This window comes from Curtobacterium sp. VKM Ac-1376, assembly GCF_015351025.1.
Classification (GTDB): Bacteria; Actinomycetota; Actinomycetes; order Actinomycetales; family Microbacteriaceae; genus Curtobacterium.
This window is the reverse complement of record NZ_JADKRV010000001.1, coordinates 408,865-431,777: the sequence shown is the minus strand read 5'-3', so window position 1 is coordinate 431,777 and position 22,913 is coordinate 408,865. Positions and strand designations below refer to the sequence as shown.

The 22,913-nt window shown below is 70.7% G+C and carries 24 protein-coding genes and 1 pseudogene; 17 read left to right on the top strand and 8 right to left on the bottom strand.

Annotated elements, in window-relative coordinates; translation table 11 throughout:
* Positions 1-4: 4 nt before the first annotated feature.
* From ITJ56_RS02080 to ITJ56_RS02055, 6 genes are all read left to right on the top strand, one after another.
* Positions 5-1,513, top strand: a complete 1,509-nt coding sequence (locus ITJ56_RS02080) for a rhamnulokinase (RefSeq protein WP_194627073.1) — start codon at positions 5-7, stop codon at positions 1,511-1,513.
* 128 nt (positions 1,514-1,641) lie between these two features.
* Positions 1,642-2,835 carry an alpha-hydroxy acid oxidase gene (locus ITJ56_RS02075; RefSeq protein WP_228517079.1) on the top strand — a complete coding sequence of 398 codons (1,194 nt, stop codon included), beginning with the start codon at positions 1,642-1,644 and terminating at the stop codon, positions 2,833-2,835.
* Positions 2,836-3,144: 309 nt separating this feature from the next.
* Positions 3,145-4,092 carry a family 16 glycosylhydrolase gene (locus tag ITJ56_RS18230; protein ID WP_228516922.1) on the top strand — a complete coding sequence of 316 codons (948 nt, stop codon included), beginning with the start codon at positions 3,145-3,147 and terminating at the stop codon, positions 4,090-4,092.
* Between the two features lie 220 nt (positions 4,093-4,312).
* Positions 4,313-5,146: an alpha/beta fold hydrolase gene (locus ITJ56_RS02065; RefSeq protein WP_194627069.1), complete on the top strand. Its 834-nt coding sequence runs from the start codon at positions 4,313-4,315 to the stop codon at positions 5,144-5,146.
* The gene (locus ITJ56_RS02060; protein ID WP_228516920.1) at positions 5,139-5,711 is read left to right on the top strand and encodes a TetR/AcrR family transcriptional regulator; all 573 of its coding nucleotides are present in this window, start codon (positions 5,139-5,141) and stop codon (positions 5,709-5,711) included. Before ITJ56_RS02065 ends, ITJ56_RS02060 begins: the two co-directional genes overlap by 8 nt.
* Positions 5,712-5,771: 60 nt before the next feature.
* Positions 5,772-6,311: a VanZ family protein gene (locus ITJ56_RS02055; protein ID WP_323749696.1), complete on the top strand. Its 540-nt coding sequence runs from the start codon at positions 5,772-5,774 to the stop codon at positions 6,309-6,311.
* 88 nt (positions 6,312-6,399) lie between these two features.
* On the opposite strand, the gene ITJ56_RS02050 is transcribed toward ITJ56_RS02055, so the two are convergent.
* The 4 genes from ITJ56_RS02050 to ITJ56_RS02035 form a co-directional block, all read right to left on the bottom strand.
* Positions 6,400-7,251, bottom strand: coding sequence for a formate/nitrite transporter family protein (locus ITJ56_RS02050; RefSeq protein ID WP_194627065.1), 852 nt, complete (start codon positions 7,249-7,251; stop codon positions 6,400-6,402).
* Positions 7,248-8,381 carry a carboxylate-amine ligase gene (locus ITJ56_RS02045; protein ID WP_194627063.1) on the bottom strand — a complete coding sequence of 378 codons (1,134 nt, stop codon included), beginning with the start codon at positions 8,379-8,381 and terminating at the stop codon, positions 7,248-7,250. Before ITJ56_RS02045 ends, ITJ56_RS02050 begins: the two co-directional genes overlap by 4 nt.
* Positions 8,382-8,461: 80 nt before the next feature.
* Complete coding sequence (locus tag ITJ56_RS02040; protein ID WP_194627061.1) at positions 8,462-8,824, bottom strand: hypothetical protein; 363 nt, start codon at positions 8,822-8,824, stop codon at positions 8,462-8,464.
* A gap of 66 nt (positions 8,825-8,890) precedes the next feature.
* Positions 8,891-9,430 (bottom strand): MarR family winged helix-turn-helix transcriptional regulator, encoded by a 540-nt coding sequence (locus ITJ56_RS02035; protein ID WP_194627059.1) that lies wholly within the window; start codon positions 9,428-9,430, stop codon positions 8,891-8,893.
* A 69-nt stretch (positions 9,431-9,499) separates the two neighbouring features.
* On the opposite strand from ITJ56_RS02035, the gene ITJ56_RS18805 reads away from it, so the two are divergent.
* The gene (locus ITJ56_RS18805; RefSeq protein ID WP_194627057.1) at positions 9,500-10,600 is read left to right on the top strand and encodes an FUSC family protein; all 1,101 of its coding nucleotides are present in this window, start codon (positions 9,500-9,502) and stop codon (positions 10,598-10,600) included.
* A gap of 28 nt (positions 10,601-10,628) precedes the next feature.
* Here ITJ56_RS18805 and ITJ56_RS02025 read toward each other — a convergent pair whose 3' ends face one another.
* On the bottom strand, positions 10,629-11,471 hold the full coding sequence (locus tag ITJ56_RS02025; RefSeq protein ID WP_194627055.1) for an SDR family NAD(P)-dependent oxidoreductase: 843 nt from the start codon (positions 11,469-11,471) through the stop codon (positions 10,629-10,631).
* A 67-nt stretch (positions 11,472-11,538) separates the two neighbouring features.
* On the opposite strand from ITJ56_RS02025, the gene ITJ56_RS02020 reads away from it, so the two are divergent.
* Complete coding sequence (locus ITJ56_RS02020; protein ID WP_194627045.1) at positions 11,539-12,102, top strand: TetR/AcrR family transcriptional regulator; 564 nt, start codon at positions 11,539-11,541, stop codon at positions 12,100-12,102.
* A gap of 163 nt (positions 12,103-12,265) precedes the next feature.
* Here the strand turns inward: ITJ56_RS02020 and ITJ56_RS02015 are convergent, their stop codons facing one another.
* Positions 12,266-12,799: a hypothetical protein gene (locus ITJ56_RS02015; protein ID WP_194627037.1), complete on the bottom strand. Its 534-nt coding sequence runs from the start codon at positions 12,797-12,799 to the stop codon at positions 12,266-12,268.
* 87 nt (positions 12,800-12,886) lie between these two features.
* Between ITJ56_RS02015 and ITJ56_RS02010 the strand changes: the two genes are divergently transcribed.
* The 5 genes and pseudogenes from ITJ56_RS02010 to ITJ56_RS01990 all read left to right on the top strand — a co-directional run bounded on the left by ITJ56_RS02010 (position 12,887) and on the right by ITJ56_RS01990 (position 17,785).
* Entirely contained in the window at positions 12,887-13,579 is a 693-nt protein-coding gene (locus tag ITJ56_RS02010; protein ID WP_323749695.1) for a CoA pyrophosphatase, read from the top strand.
* A gap of 26 nt (positions 13,580-13,605) precedes the next feature.
* Positions 13,606-13,754: pseudogene (locus ITJ56_RS02005) on the top strand (ABC transporter permease subunit); the annotation flags it as partial.
* Between the two features lie 80 nt (positions 13,755-13,834).
* Positions 13,835-15,493 carry a glycoside hydrolase family 13 protein gene (locus ITJ56_RS02000; protein WP_194627458.1) on the top strand — a complete coding sequence of 553 codons (1,659 nt, stop codon included), beginning with the start codon at positions 13,835-13,837 and terminating at the stop codon, positions 15,491-15,493.
* A 145-nt stretch (positions 15,494-15,638) separates the two neighbouring features.
* Entirely contained in the window at positions 15,639-16,568 is a 930-nt protein-coding gene (locus ITJ56_RS01995) for an ABC transporter ATP-binding protein (RefSeq protein WP_194627036.1), read from the top strand.
* Positions 16,565-17,785, top strand: coding sequence for an ABC transporter permease (locus ITJ56_RS01990; RefSeq protein WP_194627027.1), 1,221 nt, complete (start codon positions 16,565-16,567; stop codon positions 17,783-17,785). The genes ITJ56_RS01995 and ITJ56_RS01990 overlap by 4 nt, the downstream gene beginning before the upstream one ends.
* 24 nt (positions 17,786-17,809) lie before the next feature.
* Here ITJ56_RS01990 and ITJ56_RS01985 read toward each other — a convergent pair whose 3' ends face one another.
* Both ITJ56_RS01985 and pnuC read right to left on the bottom strand, forming a co-directional pair.
* Positions 17,810-18,442, bottom strand: a complete 633-nt coding sequence (locus ITJ56_RS01985; RefSeq protein WP_194627025.1) for a TetR/AcrR family transcriptional regulator — start codon at positions 18,440-18,442, stop codon at positions 17,810-17,812.
* A 66-nt stretch (positions 18,443-18,508) separates the two neighbouring features.
* Positions 18,509-19,174 carry a nicotinamide riboside transporter PnuC gene (pnuC, locus tag ITJ56_RS01980; RefSeq protein WP_194627023.1) on the bottom strand — a complete coding sequence of 222 codons (666 nt, stop codon included), beginning with the start codon at positions 19,172-19,174 and terminating at the stop codon, positions 18,509-18,511.
* 389 nt (positions 19,175-19,563) lie between these two features.
* Here pnuC and ITJ56_RS01975 point away from each other — a divergent pair, with 389 nt between their 5' ends.
* Genes ITJ56_RS01975 through ITJ56_RS01960 form a run of 4 tightly spaced genes read left to right on the top strand, consistent with a single transcriptional unit; the run spans position 19,564 to position 22,393 of the window.
* Entirely contained in the window at positions 19,564-20,118 is a 555-nt protein-coding gene (locus ITJ56_RS01975) for an alternate-type signal peptide domain-containing protein (RefSeq protein ID WP_194627021.1), read from the top strand.
* A 45-nt stretch (positions 20,119-20,163) separates the two neighbouring features.
* Positions 20,164-20,742, top strand: a complete 579-nt coding sequence (locus ITJ56_RS01970) for a hypothetical protein (RefSeq protein ID WP_194627019.1) — start codon at positions 20,164-20,166, stop codon at positions 20,740-20,742.
* Positions 20,739-21,626 (top strand): hypothetical protein, encoded by an 888-nt coding sequence (locus ITJ56_RS01965; RefSeq protein ID WP_194627017.1) that lies wholly within the window; start codon positions 20,739-20,741, stop codon positions 21,624-21,626. The genes ITJ56_RS01970 and ITJ56_RS01965 overlap by 4 nt, the downstream gene beginning before the upstream one ends.
* Positions 21,614-22,393, top strand: coding sequence for a signal peptidase I (locus ITJ56_RS01960; RefSeq protein WP_194627015.1), 780 nt, complete (start codon positions 21,614-21,616; stop codon positions 22,391-22,393). The genes ITJ56_RS01965 and ITJ56_RS01960 overlap by 13 nt, the downstream gene beginning before the upstream one ends.
* The last annotated feature ends 520 nt before the right edge of the window (positions 22,394-22,913 follow it).

Sequence of the window (22,913 nt, the reverse complement as noted above, 5' to 3'; positions counted from 1 at the left end):
CGCCGTGCACACCAGCGGCAGCGTCGCCGCGGTCGACCTCGGTGCCACGAGCGGCCGGGTGGTCGTCGGGCACGTCGATCACGACGGCGTCCGGATGGAGCACCTCGCGCGGTTCACGAACGGCCCGGTGACCCTGCACGAAGGCGATGCGCACGGCGGGCGTGATGCCCTGCACTGGGACGTCGTCGAGCTGTACCGACAGGTCACCACGGGCCTCCGCCGGGCGTTCGCGGACCACCGGGACATCGCGAGCATCGGCATCGACTCGTGGGCGGTCGACTACGGGCTGCTCCGCGACGGCCGACTGCTCGGGCTGCCGACGCACTACCGCGATGAGCGGCACGCGCACGGGGTCGCGAAGGTCCACGCCGCGATGCCCGCCACCGAGCTGTACGCCCGCAACGGGTTGCAGCACCTGCCGTTCAACACGCTGTTCCAGTTCGCCGCCGACCCGTCGCTGCTGCTCGCGCAGCGAGCGCTCCTCGTCCCCGACCTGCTCGGCTACTGGATGACCGGCGTCGAGGCTGCCGAGCGCACCAATGCCTCGACGACCGGGGTCCTCGGATTCTCCGACGGGCACGGGGCGACCACCCGCGAGTGGGACCCGGCGGTGCGGGCGGCTGCGGGCCTCCCCTCCGGGTTCCTGCCCGCGCTGCGCGACCCGGGCGACCGACTCGGCCCCCTGCTGCCGTCGGTCGCCGAGCTCGTCGGCGGGCGGTCGCCCGTCACGCTGGTGGGCTCGCACGACACGGCGAGCGCCGTCGTCGCGGTCCCCGCGACCGACCCGGACTTCGCCTACGTCTCGTCGGGCACGTGGTCGCTCGTCGGCGTCGAGCTCGACGCGCCCGTCCTGTCGGACGCGGCACGCGACGCGAACTGCACGAACGAGGGCGGGGTCGACGGCCGGGTCCGGTTCCTGAAGAACGTGTCCGGGCTGTGGCTGCTCTCCGAGAGCGTCCGCACCTGGGAGCGCGACGGCACGGCCGTCGACCTGGAGGCCCTGCTCGCCTCCGCCGCGGCCGTCACCGTCCCGGTCCCCGTCTTCGACCCGGCGGACGAGTCGTTCACGGCACCCGGCGACATGCCGGCTCGCATCGCTGCGTGGTGCGCGGGGCACGGGCTGAGCGCCCCCGCGAACCGGGCGGAGTTCGTGCGTTCGATCCTGGAGTCCCTGGCGACCGCGTACGCCGACACGCTCCGCACCATCCTCGACGTCACAGGCCGAGAGGTCCGACAACTCCACGTCGTCGGGGGCGGTTCGCAGAACCGCCTGCTCTGCCAGCTGACCGCCGACCGCACCGGGTTGCCGGTCCTGGCCGGGCCCGTCGAGGCGACCGCACTCGGCAACGTGCTCGTGCAGGCCCGGGCCGTCGGGCTCGGCGGACTGCGGAACGCGTCCCTCGAGGCGCTCCGCTCCATCGTCGCGCGCACGGTCGAGCCCGTGCGGTACACCCCCCGCCTCGATGCGCGCACTCCCCACCGGACCACCCCGAGAGGTAGGATGTCTGTATGACCTCGACCGATGACCAGCACCGCATCGACCCTGCGACCGGGGCACCGACCGCCGCCACGGGCCCGGCCTCGAGCGCTCGCACGCGGGTCAAGCGGCAGCTGCCGACGGTGCGCGACCTGGCGCCGCTCATGCAGTTCAAGAAGCCGGATTTGAACGCTCGGCGCCGTCGGCTCGAGTCGGCACTGACTATCTGGGACCTGCGCGACATCGCCGCCCGCCGCACACCGAAGGCCGCCTTCGACTACACCGAGGGTGCGGCGGAGGCCGAGATCTCCCTCGCCCGTGCGCGCCAGGCGTTCGAGGACATCGAGTTCACGCCGGCGGTCCTGCGGGACGTGTCGCGGGTCGACACCTCGCGGACCGTGCTCGGTGCGCCGGTGTCGTACCCGTTCGGCATCGCCCCGACCGGCTTCACGCGGATGATGCAGACCGAGGGCGAGCGCGCCGGTGCCCGCGCCGCCGGGCGCGCCGGCATCCCGTTCTCGCTGTCGACCATGGGCACCACCGCGATCGAGGACGTCCGTGACGCCAACCCGCACGGGCGCAACTGGTTCCAGCTGTACATGTGGAAGGACCGCGAGAAGTCGATGGCGCTGGTCTCCCGTGCCGAGAAGGCCGGCTTCGACACGCTCCTGGTCACCGTGGACGTCCCCGTCGCCGGCGCCCGCCTGCGCGACAAGCGGAACGGGTTCTCGATCCCGCCGCAGCTGAGCGCTCGGACCGTGATGAACGCCATCCCGCGGCCGTGGTGGTGGTTCGACTTCCTGACCACCGAACCGCTGGCCTTCGCGTCGCTCGACCGCTGGTCCGGCACCGTCGGCGAGCTGCTCGACCACATGTTCGACCCGACCGTCACGTACGAGGACCTGTCGTGGATCCGCGACCAGTGGAAGGGCAAGATCGTCGTGAAGGGCGTGCAGTCCCTGGCGGACGCTCGACGGCTCGCCTCGATGGGCGTCGACGGCATCACGCTGTCGAACCACGGCGGCCGCCAGCTCGACCGTGCCCCCGTGCCGTTCCACCTGCTGCCCCAGGTCGTGCGCGAGGTGGGCGACGACACCGAGGTGCACCTGGACACGGGCATCATGTCCGGCGCGGACATCGTCGCAGCGGTGGCCCTCGGTGCCGAGTTCACCATGGTGGGCCGGGCCTACCTGTACGGGCTGATGGCCGGTGGCGAGGCCGGGGTGGACCGGATGATCCAGATCCTGTCCGAGCAGATCGAACGGACCATGCGGCTGCTCGGGGTGGCGACGCTCGACGAGCTCGAGCCGGGGCACGTGACACAGCTGCAGCGGTTGCAGCCGATCCCGCGGGCCTGAGGGCGGCGGGGCGCACGCGGCGATCCGACGGGCTGTGCGCGTTGCATCGTGCACGTTCGGCCGTCGGACACCGTGCGTTCGCCGGTCGATTTCCGTGACGCCCCCCGAACGGGTCACAAATGATGCAAGATGTCCGTGGACGCGTCAACGATCCCCTCGGCATCCTGCCGGTCGATGCGTCCGTCCCTCCCCGCATCCTGCGACCGAAGCACCCCACGAGGAGCACGACATCTCGACCCGAAGCACGTGCACGCCCACGGGCGGCACGACCTCCCGACACACGCCCACGCCCAGCGAAGGGCACACCCGATGATCCGCCACCGCGCGATCCTGGCAGCAGCGACCGCGGGCGCCCTGGTCCTCGGCGTCCCCACCGCCGCGTCCGCCCGCACCTGGTGGGGCTGGGACGGCGAGCGCCGCTGGCACGCCCCGGTGACCCCGACCCCGACCCCGACCGACGAGGTGACCCCGGCTCCCGCCGACGAGTGGGCACCGGAGCCGGAGCCCACCCAGGAATCCGCCCCCGTCGAGGACACCGCCCCGGTCCTCGAGCCCGAGGCGGCGCCCGAGCCCGACGCAGCACCGGAGCCCGGAGCAGCACCCGAGTCGGACGCCTCGCCCGCCGACCTCGCGGCACGCGCGCCGAACGCGTCCTTCGTCGAGGACTTCACCACGAGCGCCCTCACCGGCCTCGTCGCGTCGCTCTACCCGCAGTCGTGGCAGCCCTACCCCGACGGCACCTCCGGCATCTACGCGCCGAGCAAGACGGTCTCGGTGCACGACGGCGTCATGGACGTCGCCCTCGGCACCGGTGCCGGAGCCGCCGGCACGTTCGGGACGGCGGACGGAGCCTGGGACCACGTGGGCGGCTCGTTCTCCGTCCGCGCGAAGGCGACCGGCGGCGACGGCAACGGCGCGGCGTTCATGCTGTGGCCGACGTCGAACGTGTGGTCCGACGGCGAGATCGACTTCCCCGAGGGCAACTTCGAGTCGAACCCGATGGTGTTCCACCACTCGATGACCCCGGGGCAGGAAGCCGAGCGCATCCAGGTCGACACCGGCGTCTCGTGGCGCGACTGGCACACCTACAAGGTGGACTGGGTCCCCGGCGAGTCCGTCACGTACAGCGTCGACGGCACCGTCCTGCAGACCATCACCGAGGACGTGCCCACCACCCCGCACCGCTTCATGTTCCAGGTCGGCAACTGGGGCGACCAGGGCAACCTGCTCATCGACTGGGTGTCGACGACCGAGTGACGCCCGATGGTCCACCCGGGACGGACGGGAGGCCCGGTGCCAGCTGGCACCGGGCCTCCCGTCCGTGGTGTGGTCGACCCGTCTCCCGCATGACCGACATCGCTGCGGCGATCTCGGCGTTCGACACGCACTGTGAGCAGGCGCTCTTGACAGGGTGGCTACGACTGTTAGCTTTACGCTAACGCCGTAAGCCAACGCGGCCGATCCTCCGGAGGCGGACATGACCGAGTTCCTGAACATCGATGGCGGCACCCTCGCGTACGAGGTGAGCGGGACCACTGGCCCCCTGCTCGTGCTCGCTCACGGCATGGGCGACGATCGGCAGGCGTACCGCTTCCTGACACCGCTCCTGGTCGAAGCCGGCTACCGCGTCGCCGCCGTCGACCTGCGCGGGCACGGCGGATCCAGCGTCGGATGGGCGGGCCACACCCGCACCGACCTCGCCGGCGACCTCATCAGCTTGATCCGGCACCTGGGCGGACCGGCGGTCCTCGTGGGGCACTCCATCTCCGGCGGCGCTGCGACGATCGCGGCGGCCAAGGCCCCGGAACGCATCACGGCACTGGTCGAGCTGGCCCCGTTCACGCGGAAGCAATCGAGCTCGATCGGCGACATGCGGGTGGCTGCGCACCGTCGTGGTCTGCTTCACCTGATCGGCATGACGTTCCTCGGCAGCACCCGCCAGTGGGAGAAGTACCTCGACGTCGCCTACCCCGGGACCAAGCCCGTCGACCACGACGCTCGCCTGCAGCAGATCGAGGCGATGCTGGCCGAGCCCGGGCGGATGAAGGCACTCCAGGCCATGGCGAACACACGTCCGGTCGACGCCGGCGAGCAACTGAACAACGTGCGTTGCCCCGTACTGGTGGTGCAGGGCAGCGCCGACTGCGACTGGGTCGACCCGCAGCGCGAGGGTGAGGCCATCGTCGCCGACCTACCCGCCGGCCTCGGTCACCTGGTGGTGATCGAGGGTGCGGGGCACTACCCGCACGTGCAGTTCCCCGCGCAGGTTGCCAGCGCGATGCTGACGTTCCTGGCTGGCGTGCATGCCTAGGGCCGGCCTCGACACCGCTGCAGTGGTCGCGGCCGGCGCGGACCTCGCCGACGAGATCGGCTTCGCGGAACTCACCATGGGCCGGTTGGCCGATCGGGTCGGGGTGCGGCCACCGTCGCTGTACAAGCACGTCGCCAGCCAAGACGACCTGAGCCGGCGGATCGCCGAGCTCGCACTGAACGAAGCCGCTGATGCCGTCGGCGCGGCGACACAGGGCCGGTCGGGCCGCGATGCCCTGCATGCTGCAGCCGCTGCCCTGCGTGGTTTCGTGCTCCGTCACCCCGGCCGGTACGCCGCCACCGTCGGCCTGACACTGACGGGGCCCGACGACCCGGTCGCCATCGCCGAAGCGCGGGGGCTCGAACCGTTCCTCGCGGTGCTCCGCGGCTACGATGTCGCGTCCGCGGACACCACCCACGCACTCCGCGCGCTCCGCAGCATCTTCCACGGCTTCGCCACCATCGAAGCCGACGGCGGCTTCCAGTGGGGCACCGCCACCGACGAGAGCTTCGAATGGCTCATCGACCTCGTCGACCTCGGCCTCCGCGCCGAACGCTCCACGTAACACTCAGCGCTCAGCGCTCAGCGCTCCGCGCACGGAAGGAAACACGGAATGGTCGGAGCAGTGCCCGTTCTCCCAGTGGTGATCCCGTTGGGAGGCGTGATCTTCACGGTGCTCGTCGCGGTCCTCCACGTTCGACGCCGGTCTACACTGCCGCGCATCGCGGTCGCCCTGGCCCTGTCCGTGTACGCGAGCGGCATCGCGGCCAACACCGTGTTCCCGATCTTCCTCGACCCGCCGCCGAACGAGGGGCCCTGGATCCCACCGCTCAACGTGGTGCCCGTCGTCGGCTACGAGTGGCGCGACGCAGTGACGAACATGCTGGTCTTCCTGCCACTCGGACTCCTCGTGCCGCTGTTGCTGGCACGACCGTCGTGGTGGCGGGTCGTGCCGACGGTGGCGGGGGTCAGCCTGGTGATCGAGGCGACGCAGTTCGTCACCGCGGGGCTGGCGGCCGGCGGACACATCGCGGACGTCAACGACTGGGTCTGCAACACCGTGGGTGGCGCGGCCGGGTACGGGGTGTTCGTCCTGCTGGCTCGGGCCCCCGCGACCGCCGACCTGGTGGATCGCTTCCGCTGGAGCGGGCGGCCCCGTCCGTAGCCGTCGCGAGACGACTCGATCTCGAGCGGTGTCCACTCGGGGTCGCGGCCAGCACGTCCTCGGCGGAGTGCGGTGGAGCCAGGGACGGTCACTCCGGTGAGGACTGTTCGTGCGTCGCGCGATCGGGATCGCCACGGGATCCCCGGCGGCGTCCCTGCACGAGCTCCTTCGTACGGACGAGTCGGAGGGCGGTGACGAGGACCAGTCCGCCGAGCATGTTGAACAGCAGCGTGTACCCGAACCACCCCAGCCACTGGCCGTACGTGATGTCGCTTCCGGCCTGGATCGCTCCGAACAGCAGGAGCGAGTCGAGGACGGAGTGGAACAGCTGCAGGCCGGCCAGGAGGAACCCTCCTGCGACGGCCGCGACGATCTTCGCAGGGTCCGACTGGGTTCCCTGCTGCATGCGGGTCATCAGGGTGATCGTGCTGCCGCCGAGCACGGCCAGCACGATGCTCTGCAGCCCGAAGGGCGCGTCGACGAAGTGGTGTCCGGCTTCGGAGAGGGTCTGGTGCCACTCGGGGAACGCCTGGACGAGCAGCCACATGAACACCCAGCCGCCGACGAGGTTCGCGACGAGGGTGCCTCCCCACAGCTTCGCGAGCTGGAGCACGCTGCCCTCCCGGGCGACGACCGCGGCCACCGGCATGAGGAAGTTCTCGGTGAAGAGCTCGCTGTGCGCCAGGTGCAGCGCGATGAACCCGATGCCGAAGGCGAAGCCGGCGAGCAGGTGGCTGCCGGTCTCGGTCAGGACGGCGAGGTACGCCATCACGCCGAGACCGACTTCGAGTCCGCCGAAGAACCCGGTGATCAGGATCGCCCGGGAGGTGCGTTGGAGCCGTTCCGCGCCTTCCTCGATCGTCGCTTCGAACGACTCCAGGAGTTCGTCCTCGACGGGTGCGTCGGTCGATCCGAGTTCCCGTCGCCGCTCGTCCGTCATCGCGGAGTCCGGGCGTCGGCGTCCGGGATCCCGATCAGCGTCGGCTGCGCCCCCGCGGCCTGGACGGCGACCTGACCGAGGTCACCGACCACGGCGTGGGCTGCGCGCTGCCTGGTCGCCCCGTTGCCGTGGATGAACGCCTGGTGGACGGCACGCTCCACGAGCTGGTCGTCGCCGTTCGCTGTCAGAGCAGGTCGAAGGTACTCGAGGAGCATCAGGATCACCTCGTGTGCGGGCAGTGGGCGGTTGGTGAGCGGGTCGACGAGGTGCCCGTCGAGGCCCTCGATCGCCGCTCGCCAGTTCGCGAGCCGGATGATGCACGCGGGCGTGTCGGCGGCCGGCTTCCCGGCGTTCCACTCCTCGACCGCGGTGTCGACGAGGGCGCGCACGATGCCGGCGACGGTGACCGTCATCGTCGGGTCGAGCGGCACGTCGGCGACCCGCACCTCGACGGTCGGGTGGTTCCGCGAGAGTCGGGCGTCGAAGTAGAGCATCCCCTGGTCGAGGAGCGCCTCGGTGCCGATGATGGCGTCGGTGAGCGCCCGGTACCGTGCCACGGTCCCGTACCGTTCTGCGGGTCCGGCGGTGGGCCACTGGTTCCAGGTCACCGACCGGAAGCTGGCGTGGCCGGTGTCCTCCCCCGCGTGGAACGGCGAGTTGGCGGTGAGGGCGATGAAGACGGGCAGCCACGTGCGGATGCGGTCGAGGACCGCGACGCCCTCGCGATCGGACGCCACGGCCACGTGCACGTGCAGGCCGCAGGTCAGGCTGTGTCTGGGGACCGCACCGAAGCGCTGCACCATCCGGTCGTACCGCTCGGAGGACCGGAGGTGCGGGAGGACCGGGAGCGGTGAACTCGCGAGGGGTGCGGCGAGCGCCCCGTGCTCCGCGGCGAGCCGGGTGGCGAGGGCGCGGTTGTCGAGGACCTGCCGACCGAGCGTCGCGAGCGTCGAGTGGGGGCGGGTGATCACCTCGAGCATCTCGAGCTGCATCTCGCCGGTGAAGTGGGCGCCGTCCCACGGGACGTGGTCGGTCACAGCCCGCTGGAGCACGAGATCTGCGACCGGCACCGGGGCACCGGTGGTCCCGTCCACGAGGAGGAGTTCTTCTTCGACGCCGATGGTTCGCATGATGTCAGTCAAGGCGCTGCGCGCCGTGCCCGCTCACCGGCACCGCGTTCGCCGGCTCGTTGTCCGACGAACGAGCCTGACTAGGGCTTCTCGTCGACGAGGGCGACGAAACGGCTGCCGATGCCCTCCACCTCACGCCGCGTGAGACCCGCGGTCGGTTCTGGTGCCTGGTACGGCGAGTGGTAGTCGCACATCAGGTAGTCCCACTCGGGCCACCACTTCTTCGGCCGCGCCTCTTCGTCGAAACCGCAGACCACGCACTCGAGTCGCGCCCAGACCTTCTTGGTGCCCGTGCGGTTGGCCCGGGACTGCACGAGCCAGGCGGGCGGGTCCTGCTCGATCGCCTCGAGCTCAGCTTCGCTCAGGTGCGAGGGGATCCCGTGGCGGGTGGCCATCTCGAGGGGGATGTCGAGCCGGACAGCGGCGTCGCGTCGGGAGGGCATCCGTCAAGGGTAGGTCCTACCGACCACGCGTGCGGCCGTCCGAGCCCTTGCAGATGCGGTGTGACCTCAGCTCTTCTCGCCCCGGTCCTGTGTGGCGTTGTCTGATCCTGCCGCGCCGGTGTACTCGCCCTCGAGCGCGACCAAGAGCTCGCGGAGCGTGTTCCCGAGCGCGATCCTGGCTCCGCGGGACATCGTGGCCAGGATCGCGTCCTCGTGGACTGCACGAGCGTGCAGGACGGGCCGGATGGCGTCCAGCGCAGTGTCGGAGGGTTCGATCAGCACGGCGCGTGCGTCCGAGGGGTGGACCCGCCGGACGATCAGGCCGCTCGCCTCGAGCTTGTGCAGCCGCTTCGTCGTCCCCGACGCCGACACCCACAGCGCGCGGGCGAGCGCGGTGGGAGTCAACGGACCACCGGCACGGACGAGCAGCGAGAGCAGGTCGAACTCGTCGCGGGAGATCCCGTGGTCGACGAGGATCGCGTCGGTCTGCACCTGCACGATCCGGGAGATGCGAGCCATCCTGCCGAGAGTGTCCCCGGAAGCGGTCGACAGCTCCGGGTCCAGGGCCGCCCAGCCGCGTCGCATCGCGTCGATGTAGTCATCCATCCGACCATTGTACTTCGCCAGCGAATGATCCTGTAGGGTTCTACTTCGCCAGCAAACGAATTGGAGATCGTGCAGCACTCGAAGGACGTCCTCGCCCCCACGCCTCGTTTCCCGACGCTCCGTGAGGCGCTCCACGTCGCCCCCCATGCGGGTGCCCACTTCGCGGCGCTCCGCGTGTTCCTCGCATCTGCGGTCCCGCTCCTGGTCCTGCTCGTGTTCGACCGCGTCGACCTCATGGCCTACGCGTTGCTCACCACCGTGATGGCGGTGTACGGTCGGCCGCTCTCGCGATCCGGACGGCTCCGCATGCAGGGTGAGGCCGTGGCGGTGCAGATCGTCCTCCTGCTCGCAGGCACCGCCCTGGCGGCGACCGCCCCCGCCGTCGCGATCGTCATCGCTCTCACATCGCTCGTGGCCGGCGCGTGCACGGCCTTGGCGGACGTCCGTCGGTGGACACCCCCGGGAGCGGTGTTCTTCGTGTTCGCATTCGCGGTGACGGCCCTCGGCGGCCCGCACGTGGACCTGCTCCTCGCGGGAGCGACCGCGATCTCCGCGGCGTTGTTCACCCTGCTCGTCACGTTCCTGTTCTCACGAGGTGGGGGCACCCCTGCTGTCGTCGAGACCCTGAGCGGTCACCGGCGGCGGATCATCGTCACACACGCACTGGTCTGCATGCTCGGCGCAGGCGTCGCCGGAGCGCTCGCCCTGGGACTGGGGCTCTCGCACCCGTACTGGTCGATGGTCTCCGCGATCGTCCCCGTCGTCGGGGTGCGGACCAGCATCCAGACGCTGCGAGCGGCGCATCGCGTCATCGGGACGCTCGCCGGACTGCTCGTCGCGCTGGCGATCTTCTCGTGGCCGATGCCGGTGCCGGTACTGCTGGTCGTGCTCGTCGCGGTGATGTCCTGCATCGAACTGTTCGTCGCACGGAACTACGCCGTCGCCTTGCTGTTCCTGACGCCCTTCACGGTCGGGATCCTGTTCTTGGCCGGCCCGGTCGACCTGGGCAGCGTGCTGGTGCTGCGCGGAGCGGAGACGGTGCTCGGCGTCACCGTCGGGTTCGTCTTCGTCCTCGCGACCCACGCGATCCGCCACCCGAAGGAGCCCACGCAGGACCGTCACCGTGGATCCCAAGAGGACCCCGAGCGCGCCGACCGCGAACAGGGCTGACAGCAGTTGCGCCGAACCCGCTGCGGACTCAACCCAGTTCGTCGACCAAGCGCAAGCTCGCCTCCCACGACCGCACGGCGTTGCCGGTGCTGATCGTTCCCGGAAGTGGAACCCGCCGTGCGTGGTCGTCGAACATCCCGCCTTCCACCCCCGGTTCGGCGGACCGCGAGGCGAGGTGGTCCACAACCGGGCAGACCTCGCTTGCGAAGTGGTTCGAGACACTGCCGAATAGCCGCAGTGGGAGTGCCCGTTGACGGAGCAGCTCGGACCTGATGAGCCCGGGGTGGAACACTGCGGCGCTGATACCGGTCTCGGCCGCCGAGAGGCGCCGCGCCATGAGCAGCTTCCAGGCAAGCGACTGCGTCAGGACTGCCACTGCCGAGGCGTTCGGATCCACACCGTCGACGGCGAAGCCCTTCAGGCGACGGACGAGTGCCGGTGCTGCACCGACGGTCAGGACGCGGGCTTCGGGAGCTGCTCGGAGAAGTGGCAACGCCGCGCGCGTGAGGAGGAAGTGCGCCAGGTAGTTCGTCGCGAAGCTGCGGGGGATCCCCGGCCGCAGCTCCCCGCGTTCGCCGATCGACCCCGTGGCGTTGACCAGCACGTCGATCCGGCTTCCGGTTCCACCGATGTCGTCCACCAGGCGGGTCACCGAGGCTGGAGAGGTGAGGTCGACGGTGTGCGATTCGACCTCGGCCCCAGGCACTGCTTGCTGCACGGAACGGACCGCAGTCCGTCCACGATCCGCGCTTCGGGAGAGCAGCAACGTGTGCGCGCCGAGACGCGCGAGGCCCTTGGCGACCGCGAGTCCCACGCCGGACGAGCCGCCCGAGACGAGGACGGTCTTGCCCTCCATGCGCTGTGTTTCCATGACGACCTCCGTTGATGACACTGTGTGTCATAACGATAGCACTGAGTGCCATCGTTAGGCTCTCGGTATGCCTCGCTGGGAACCGAACGCTGAAGAGCGCCTCCGGGCCGCCGCAGTGGAGCTCTTCGAGTTGCACGGGTTCGACGGCGTCACCGTGGAGGACATCGCACGCCGAGCAGGGATGAGCCGAAGGTCGTTCTTCCGCTACTTCAGCGACAAGCGTGAAGTGCTCTTCGGTGGACAGGACGGCCTGGGCGCTGTCGTCGCGTCCGCGATCACCGCGATGCCCGAGCGCGGATCCGAAGCCGCGAGCCGCGTCGTCTTCTCGGTCCTGAGCGAAGTGGGTGAGTTCCTCACAGTCGATCGAATCGCCCAGCGCCGAAGGCGAACCATCATCCGGTCGAGCGCAGACCTGCGAGAGCGCGAACGCACGAAGCTCGCCTCCGCCGCCGCCACGATCGGCTCGGCACTCGTGGATCGTGGAGTGGCGCAGGGCACGCTTCTCGGAGCGATTGCAGTCGAACTCTTCCGCGAAGCGTACGAACACGCCCTTGACGACGATGCTGCAACGCCGTTCGCTGAGCGACTTGCATCGGCGAGGGAGGACGCTCGCCGATTGCTCGGTGCATGACCCACCGATCCCCCACCGGCTTCCGTCACCTGACGCCCGGAAACCCGGCCGAGACGGACGGGAGGCGCAGCGCCAGCTGGCACCGCGCCTCCCGTCCGGTCGTGGCGGCGTCGACGACGACGCGTCCTCGGCGCCCAGCGCCGGTGCCGGCCGTGATCAGGTCTCAGCCACCGCTGCGCTCCCGGCGTCGTACCCGGAGCGTGCCGATGCCCTGGACGATGACGACGACACCGCTCGCGGCGACCAGGACCGAGATGAGGATCCGCGGCACGGACACGTCACCCAGCAGCAGTGGGACGACCGCGACCCCGATGAAGATCGCGCCCATCACGATGACGACGACCGGGTTCTGGGCGACGAAGAACCGACGCCCGCCGTTCGCCTCGGCGATGGCGCGATCACGTGCGCTGCGGACGGCGTCCGGGGATCTCCCCGCGCGGACGTCGGCGCGCCGTCGCCGACCGCGGAGGATCAGCCACACCGCCCCGCCGACGACGGCCGCGGCTGCGAAGGCGATCCACTGCGGCACCTGGAGGAACCCGAGGACCACCGTGACGGCGAACCCGACCACGATGCCCGCGACCATGGCCGTCGTGACCCGGTCGGTCCGGCCGTCGACGCCCGTCACGAAGCCGCGGCGTCGTTCGTACGGATCGTGCTCGTCCACGGCCGGTTCGTCGGCACGTTCTGTTTCCATGCACCGAACGTACCGATCCCGCATGACCGCCGCCGGCTGTCGGAGCGACAGCAGGCGCTTCCGGAGGGACGGACCTAGGGTGAACGGGTGACGCACGACGGATCAGCACGAGCAGCACTCGCGGGGGTCGCGGCCCGCGGATGGGGCGACACCGAGCCGCTCGTCGAACCCGGCGGCACGACCGCACCGCGACGAGCCGCCGTCCTGATGCTCTTCGGCGCGCTCGACCGCGCGTCGAGCGACCGGTCCGCTGTCGCGTCCGCCGTCCCCCGCGACCTCGACGTCCTGCTGCTCGCGCGCGCCAGGACCCTGCGGTCGCACGCGGGTGAGGTCGCGTTCCCCGGCGGACGCATCGACCCCGGCGATGCCGACGCCGTGGCCGCGGCACTCCGTGAAGCCCAGGAGGAGACGGGCCTCGACCCAGCCGGCGTCGAGGTGCTGGGCACACTGCCCGCCGTCCCGCTCGCGTTCTCGAACCACCTGGTGCGGCCGGTCCTCGGGTGGTGGCGGGACGAGTCACCGATCCGGGTCGTCGACGAGAACGAGTCCGCGGCCGTCTTCCGCGTCCCGGTGACAGACCTGCTCGACCCGGCGCACCGCGGGGTGACCGTGATCCGCCGCGGGGGTCACGAGTGGCGCGGGCCTGCGTTCACGGCCGAGGCCGACGGCACCGCGCACCTGGTGTGGGGGTTCACCGCGATGCTGCTGGATGCACTGTTCGATCGGCTCGGCTGGACAGAGCACTGGGACCGTGATCGAGAGCTTCCGCTACCCGGCTGAGCAGCGGGAACGACGGCGCTCCGCGCACGGTGCTGCTCTTCACGGCCTTCCTGCGGTCGATCCCCGTGGAGCTGGAGGAGAGTGCTCACAGGGACGGTGCGAGCACGGGCAGGTGTTCTGGCGACTCGTGTTCCCGCTGCTGGCAGCCGTGAGCGCCACCGCCGGCATCTCCGCGGTTCCCGGGGTGACGCAGGGCGCGATCAAGTGACCGACACCGACACCGACACGAACGACGACAACCGAGAGAGGCACGCCGTGACCGACACCCTGGTCCAGAACACCCCGACCGCGAACGACGAGACCTGGTGGCGCCAGGCCAGCGTCTACCAGATCTACCCCCGCTCGTTCGCCGACGCGAACGGCGACGGCCTCGGCGACCTGCCCGGCATCACCGAGCGGGTCCCCTACCTGGCGTCGCTCGGCATCGAGGCCGTCTGGCTCAGCCCGTTCTACCCGTCCGCCCTCGCCGACGGTGGCTACGACGTCGACGACTACCGCGACGTCGACCCGCGCCTCGGCACCCTCGACGACTTCGCTGCGCTGGTGCAGGCGCTGCACGCCGCCGGCATCCGGGTGATCGTGGACGTCGTCCCGAACCACACCAGCAACCGGCACGAGTGGTTCCGCGAAGCCCTCGCAGCGCCCAAGGGCTCCCCCGCCCGCGACCGGTACATCTTCCGCGACGGCACGGGGCCGGACGGGGCGGAGGCCCCGGCCGACTGGATCTCGATCTTCGGCGGCCCGGCCTGGACCGCGGTGGGCGACGGCCAGTGGTACCTGCACAGCTTCGCGAAGGAGCAGCCCGACCTGAACTGGGCGAACCGCGAGGTCCGCGACGACTTCCTCACCACGCTCCGCTTCTGGTCCGACCGCGGGGTCGACGGGTTCCGCATCGACGTGGCGCACGGGTTGGCGAAGGACCTGGGCGAGACGCTGCCCACCTGGTCCGAGCTCGCCGAGATGCCGAAGGACGGCACCCACCCGCTCTGGGACCGCGACGACGTGCACGAGATCTACGCCGAGTGGCGGAAGGTCTTCGACGAGTACACCCCGGCCCGCACCGCGGTCGCCGAGGCGTGGGTCCCCGCCCACCGCCGGGCCCGCTACGCCAGCGCCGAGGGGCTCGGGCAGGCGTTCAACTTCGACCTGCTGGAGGCCGACTTCGACGCCGGGCAGTTCCGGACGATCATCGAGTTCAACCTCGGGCTCGCCGAGCAGTCCGGGTCGTCGACCACGTGGGTGTTCTCCAACCACGACGTCGTCCGGCACGCCACCCGCTACGCCCTGCCGGCCCGCAACGGCGGCACGGACAAGCAGGGCAGCGCCTGGTTGCTCGCCGGCGGTTCGCAGGACGCCCTCGACCGGCCGCTCGGCCTCCGCCGCGCGCGGGCCGCGACCATGCTGGAGCTCGCCCTGCCGGGCTCCGCGTACCTGTACCAGGGCGAGGAGCTCGGCCTGCACGAGGTGGGCGACATCGCGGACGCCGACCGTCAGGACCCCGCGTTCTTCCGGAACCCCGGCGTCGACGTCGGTCGCGACGGCTGCCGCGTACCGCTCCCGTGGACCCGCTCGGGCCCGTCGTTCGGCTTCGGACCCGACGGGTCGCACCTGCCGCAGCCGGCGTGGTTCGCAGAGTCCAGCGTCGAGGCCGAGGACGCCGACCCCGACTCGACCCTGAACCTGTACCGCAAGGCCCTCGGCCTGCGTGGGCAGCTGCAGTCGGAGGAGCAGCTCGAGTGGCTCGAGACGGGCCGCGACGACGTGCTCGCGTTCCGGCGTCCGAACGGCTGGACGAGCGTCACGGTGTTCGGCGACGAGCCGTACACGCTGCCGGCCGGCGAGCTGCTGCTCGCCTCGGCACCGGTGGTCGACGGTGCCCTGCCGGGCGTGGGGACGGCCTGGTTGCGTTCCTGACGCAACCCTCGCGCCCTGTGCGCGAGCGGATGACGCACGGGAGGCTCGTGGCGGGTCCGCCACGGGCCTCCCGTCCGTCGCGTCGGCACCGTCCCGGACCGCGACCGGCGCCCGCGCCGTCAGCCGGTGCCGGTAGGGTCGCCGCATGAGCGGGGCGAGCATCAGCGTGCAGGAGTTCGTCATGCGCTTCGGCGACCGGAACGTGGTCGACGGACTGTCGTTCGACATCGCCCCCGGTGAGACCTTCGGCCTGCTCGGCAGCAACGGCTCCGGCAAGACCACGACGATCCGGGCCCTGCTCGGCATCACCAGCCCGACGGCGGGCACGTTGACGATCGACGGCCACCCCTACCGACCGGCCACCGGCGGCATCGGCTACCTGCCCGAGGAACGCGGCCTGTACCGCAAGGAATCGGTCATCGACGTGATGACCTACTTCGGCCGGCTGCGCGGGCTCCGTGGCGCCGAGGCGACCGCGTGGAGCATGGACTACCTGGCCCGCGTCGGGCTGGCCGACCGGGCGAAGCTGCGCGTCGACAAGCTCTCCGGCGGGCAGCAGCAGAAGGTGCAACTCGGCATCACGATCATGGACCGACCCCGGCTGCTGATCCTCGACGAGCCGACGAAGGGACTCGACCCCGTCAACCGACGCCTGCTGCTGGACCTGGTCGACGAACGGAAGGCCGACGGAGCCACCGTGGTCCTCGTGACGCACCACATGGACGAGGTCGAGCGGCTCTGCGACCGGATCCTGCTGCTGAAGGACGGCCGGGCAGCGGCCTACGGATCCGTGCCGGACGTGCAGGACGCGTTCGGTGGTGCGGTCGCCCGGGTGGGGCTCGACGGCCCCGTGCCGAAGTCGCCGCTGTACCGGCTCGCCCGCCACGAGGGGCACGTCGCCCACCTCGTGCCGACCCGGGCCGCTGCGGCGGACGGCGCGGACATCCTGGCGTCGCTCGTCGCCGCCGGGGCGCACGTCACCGCGTTCGAGATGCGCCGGATCCCGCTCGACGAGATCTTCGTGCAGGTGTACGGGCACGATGCCCTGGCCGCTCCGGACGGGGCAGCCGCATGAGCAGCCTCGGCACGGTCGTCCGGTTCGAGTTCGTCCGCGCGGTGAAGAAGCCCGCGTTCTGGATCGGCACCCTCGCACTGCCGGTCGTCATCGTGGTCGTGTCGCTGCTGGTGGGCATCGGACAGGCAGCGGGCACGAACTCCGTCGTGTCCGGGTCCTCGGCGACGAAGACCCCGTTCCACTACGTGGACGAGTCGGGCCTGGTGTCCGAGTCCGTCGCGGCGAAGTGGGGCGGGACCCCGTCGACCGACGCCGACACCGACCGGGCCGCGGTCCGTTCCGGTGACCTGGACGCGTTCATCGTGTTCCCGTCGTCACCGTCCACGACGGCGATCCGGGTCGAGGCCGCCGACCGCGGGCTCTTCGCCAACGGGGTGTACTCGTCGCTCGCCGAGCGGGTGCTCGAGCAGAGCGTCGCCGCCTCGGTCGACGCCCCCGAGACCGTGCAGTTGCTGCGGAACCCGCCCGCGACCGACGTCACGACCTACACCGACGGCCGGGTCGCTCCCGGTTGGTTGTCCGTCGTGCCGCCGTTCCTGTTCGTCGCCGCGTTCTTCGGGCTCGTGATCCTGCTCGCCGCGCGGATGGTGACCGTCGTGGTCGAGGAAAAGGAGAACCGGATCTCCGAGATGATCCTGACCACGGTCACTGCGGGCGACCTGATCCGCGGCAAGGTCATCGCCATGCTGCTCGTCGGGTTCGTGCAGGTCGGGGTGTTCGTCGTGCCCGGACTGGTCGGGCTGCTCGTCGCGCTGCCGTTCCTCACGTCGCAGCTCGGCGGTCTGGCGGTCGACCCCTGGCGGATGGTCACGGGTGCGCTGCTGTTGATCGGCGGCGTGCTGCTGGCGTCCGGGCTGTTCGTCGCCGTGGGAGCCGCTGTCCCGTCGATCAAGGACGCGTCGGCGCTGCAGTCGGCGGCGATCTTCGCGCTGATCATCCCGCTCTACGCGGCGTTCTTCGTGATGACCACCCCGCAGTCGCCGGTCGCACAGTTCTTCACCTACTTCCCGACGTTCACACCCATCACCGCGATGGTGCGGAACGCGGTCGGGGCGCTGACCGTGACGGAGTCGGTGATCTGCATCCTCGAGGTGTTCGCCGTCGCCGGGCTGTTGCTGTGGTTCGCGGAGTACCTGTTCCGCCACTCGGTCGCGCAGTACGGGTCGAAGGTCACCGTGCGGCAGGTGCTGTCGTGGCGCCGGGGGCGGCGGAGCTGACGCCCGTCGTCCTCGTCGGACCGGTCAGACCCGGACGGGTACCTCATCGAGGTCCCACGAGGGGACGTCGTGCTGCTTCCAACCCTGGCGCAGTGTGTCCATCGACCGGTTGAACTCGACCAGCACGTCGATGTGCGGTCGGACGAGCATCTGGATCTGCAGCCCCTCGAACACCGCAAGCAGCTGCGTGGCCGCCTGGTACGCGGGGATGCAGGACTCCTCGACACCGTTATCGAAGTCGCGCTGCAGACCGACCGTCAGCTGCTCGACGTACTCCTCGTAACGCTTGCGGAAGAGCTCCGCGAACCGTGTCTGCGAACTGGCCACCGTGATGACGCCCGCGAGCACGCGCACGAGCCCGGGGTCGGCGACGTCCTCGGCCAGGGTCAGCCGGACCTGCTCGATCGTGCAGGACGGCAGGGACTTGCGACGGGTGCCCCGGAGCTGCGTCCATCGGTCGTAGGTGACCAGGAGCAGGGCGTCCCACGTGGGGAACAACCGGTCGACGGTCTCGAGCGGGATGCCCGCGACCTCGGCGATGACGGAGGCGTCGACCGCATCGAAGGGATGCAGCCGGTAGGCGCGGATCGCCGCGCGCACCGTGCGCTCGGCGAGGGACTCATCGTCCTCGACGCGTTCGCCGTGCAGGGGTTCCATTCGACCATTCCACCGCATCCGAGACCATTTGTCTCGTCCCAGACCGGGGGCCGCACCCCGTCCGGCTCAGCCGACGGTGACCGGGGCCGCCGGTGGCCGCACCCGCTGGCGCATCCAGACGAAGAACCCGGTCAGGGTGAAGACCCCGTAGAACACGTACATCAGGCCGGACGCGTAGTACCCGGCCGAGAACAGCAGCGGCACCCCGACCAGGTCGACCGCCACCCAGATGAGCCAGAACTCGACCCACCCCTTCGCCATGCCGTACGTGGCGAGCAGCGAGCCGACGAAGATCCAGGCATCGCTCCACACCGGCTCGTACGAGCCGAGCGCACGGAAGACCGGGGTGAGCAGCGCGGTTCCGCCGAGCATGCCCACGACGAGCAGGATCCGGGCCCGCCACGAGGCCCAGCGCGGGTCGATCACGGTCGTCGCGTCCTCGGGGCGGTGCGTCCACCGGTACCAGCCGTAGATGCTCACGATGATGAACATGACCTGTCGGCCGGCCTGGCCGAGCAGGTTGACCGGGTTCGGGGTGTCGAACAGGGCACCCATGAAGACGGTGAAGAGCAGGGCGTTGCCGACCAGGCCGACGGGCCAGGCCCACACCTTGCGGCGCATCCCGCCGAGCGCGCTGAGCAGCCCGAAGACGTTGCCGATCACCTCGCGCCAGAGCACCGTCTGGTCACCGATGACGATCTGCGCGTCGAACAACCAGCGCACGATGCCCATTGGCCCTCCTCGTTTCCGGTCGGTGCAACGGTCGCCGTGATAGCTGCATTCCTTGTGCGCGGCCCGTCGTCGACCAATCGACAGGCATTGAAAACGGGGTACAAATCATGTCCTCCATAGCGAGGACTGAAATGACCCCCGTTCTGGGTACACGCGAACGCCCGTTCTCGCTTGTCCGCACTTTGGGGGACGAGTACCGTCGACACCAGAGCGAGTCCAGCCCGCCCGAGCAGCAGCACATGCGCTCCGAGGCCCGGCGACCGCTCTCGGCACCGGTCAGCCGCGACCCCCTCCAACCACTGGGTCGATGACAACGTCTCCACCGGATCGACGCCCGAATGTCACCGGTGGGCTTCAGCGTGCCCCGGCGCGCAGGAACGGAACTCCCCATGCACAAGATCGTCACCGGTGCCATCGCCGGCGCAGCAGGCGTCGCGCTCCTCCTCGGCGGTGCGGGCACGTTCGCCCTCTGGAACGCCAGCGCCTCGAGCGCCGCGTCCTCGGTGAGCTCCGGCACGCTGACCCTCAGCGCGAACAACGACGGGGCCTGGACGGACATCACGAACGGTCGTTCCACCGCCATCGACCCGACGAAGGCCCTCATGGTCCCCGGGAACACGTTCCAGTTCACGCAGACGCTGAACATCGGCGCGACCGGCCAGGACCTCAAGGCCAACCTGACCTACGCCAACCAGAGCATCACCGGCGACGCCGCCCTGCTCGCCGCCACGACGAAGACCCTCGCCGTGACGTCGTCGAGCGCCTCGGTCGTGCAGTCCTCGTCGAACGCGAACACCTTCGTGGTCTCGCCGTCCTCGTCGACCTCGACGGTCAAGGTCGTCTTCACCGTGACGCTCCCCGCGTCGGCGACCACCGGACAGGGCGGCTCGATCAACCTGAGCGCACTGGCCTTCACGCTCACCCAGACCGCGATCGGTTCCTGATCCACCGATCGCAACCCACCGACCACGACGACCAGGAGCAGGGACATGACCGCCACACCGCGGACGACGGGACGCCACCGCGCGAACCGACGCCACCGCTGGGTGTGGCCGGTCGCCCTCACCCTGGTCGTCGCGGTCGGCACGGCGCTCCTCGGCACCGGCGGCACCTACGCACTCTGGAACGGGACGGCCAGCACCAGCGCCACGACCGTGCGCTCCGCGACCGCGACGGTCACCGTCGGCGCGCTGTCGGCGATGAACACCACGGTGCTCGGGCCGGGCACCAGCACCACCGGCACCTTCACGGTGCAGAACACCGGTTCAGTGCCGCTCTCGATGCGGGTCGCCACCTCCGCCACCCACGCATCGTCCGCCGCGGCCCTCGGTGAGCTGACCCTCCACCTGGCGGTCGTGTCGTCGACCGCGAAGTGCACCGCCGGACTGTCCGGCGCCAGCGGCCGTCTCGCCACCTTCGACACCGGCAGCGGGTCCTTCACCCTGCCGGCCGGCTCGAGTGGGATCGCGTGCCTCGAGGTGGTCCTCGACGCGGACGCGCCGCAGAGCGTCGCCGGCGCCGCCACCGACTTCACCCTCTCCGTCACGGGAACGCAGGTCTCCGCATGAACCGCCGACTCCGGCTCATCGTCGCCGTGCTCCTCACCGCCGTGTTCGTCGGCGGCGGGTCGAGCGCCGCGTGGGCCCTCTGGAGCGCATCCGGCACCACGACAGCGAGCACCACGATCGGCAGGGTAGCGGCGTCCGTCACCGGCACGAGCGCGCTCACCACGACGTTCTCGCCCACGGTCACCACGATGACGAAGCCGATCACCCTCACGAACACCGGCACCCTCGCCGGGACGGCCAGCACCACGGTGTCCGTCGTGTCCGGCAGCTCGACCGCCCTCGCCAAGGCCGTCTCGGTCACCGCGTGGCCGGTGGCGTCGACCACGGCCTGCACCACGAGCACTGCCGTCGGCAGCGGCTCGGTCACGGGGACGTGGGCATCGCTGCCGAGCATGACCGCCAAGACCGCCGCCGGCGCATCCGCCGTGTGGTGCACCCGCAGCACCCTGCAGACGTCCGCCCCGGCGGCCGCGACCGCCAAGGTGAACGTCAACCTGACCGTCACCAGCGGGACGTGGACCTCCGGGGTCGTCGCCGGCGGGTTCACCCTGACCACTCCGGCGGCCGCGACCACCGCGACGCTCGTCTGCACGGACCACGGCGGCTGGTACGTCGAGGTGCGGTGGGACTCGGCGAGCCGACCGATGGACACCGTGTACGGCGCCTTCGTGGGCACCACCGCGATCGGCCAGAAGGCGCAGGGTTACTCCGGCTTCATCACCATCGCACCGACGGACATCCCCGCGAGCGCCGGCACGGGAACGATGACCGTCACCGTGAAGGTGCTCGACAGCGCCGGCAACCCCACGACGACCGTGGCCGGCGGCGGCAAGGTGACGATCTTCACCCAGAACAACGGATCGGCGATCCGATGCGGTGCGTGACCCCGAAGACGGCCCGGACCGGTCCGCGCGGGGTCGTGCACGCGATCGCCCTCGGGCTGAGCACCGGGCTGCTGCTGATCGTCGCCGCCCTGGCGGTCGTGCTGATCGTCGTGCCGAAGGCCACGGGGTCCACGCCGCTCACGGTCCTGACCCAGTCGATGGAGCCGACCCTGCCCCCGGGCACGCTGCTCGTGGTCCGTCCGACCGCGGTCGAGGACATCCAGGTCGGGGACGTCGTCACCTACCAGATCGTCTCCGGGCAACCCGCGGTCATCAGCCACCGCGTGGTCTCGGTGTCGTCGTCATCGACCGGCGAGCGCACCTTCGTGCTCAAGGGTGACAACAACGCGAAGGCAGACCCGGCGCCGGTCACCGCGGCGCAGATCCGCGGCGTGGTCTGGTACAGCGTGCCCGACATCGGCGTCGTCAACCAGCTGGTCAACGGCTCGAGGAGCTGGCTCATCCCCGCGATGGCCGGCGTGCTCCTGGCCTACGGCGCCGTGATGATGACCGCCGGGTTCGTCAGCGCCGCGCGCCGTCGCCGGGACACCACCGCCCACGGACGTCGCAGCGCGGCACACCACGTCGAGACCACCACCACGACCGATATCCCGACCCGGTCTAGGCTCGGTTCACGTGACGGACGGAGTGCTGCGAACGCGCCAGCTGCTCGACGAGGCCGCCGGTCGGCTCCGCGCCGCGGACGTCCCCGACGAGGCGCTCGGCGAGTACGTGCAGCCGAACGCCGTCCTCGGGATCCGTCGTGACCCGACGATGCGCCCCCTCGGCCGGGTCTGGCGCGTCGGCGCGCTGCTGATCGGTTCGTCCCACGAGGCCACTGGTCGCGTCTGGGCCACCGGGTCGATCACCCGCGTCACCGAGCCCGGTCGCGCGCAGTTCCAGTCGGTCTCCGCCGAGGTCCGCCGGGCCTACCGCGCAGCCGCCGCCAAGGGCCGCTTCGCCGCCGGCGACACCGTCAACCACGGGGCCGTGCCCATCACCGTCGACGACGCGCTCTTCGGCTCCGATGGCGTGCTCTTCATCGCCGACGAGGTCCCGCTCGTGCGGTGGTCGCCCGCCGCCGGTTCCGCCGTTCCCCTCGCCGACTACCTGTCCGACCGTGTGGGGCTGCTCGTCGATCCGCCGCCCGGCGCGACCGACTGACCCACGCCACGACCCCGCCCGAACGGCCACCCTGGCACCCCTGGCCGATCCGCCCGACGCGATCCGTGCCTCCAGGCAGACCGAAGCGGCCACGCGCCTGTCGCGACGTCACCCGGTCCCGAT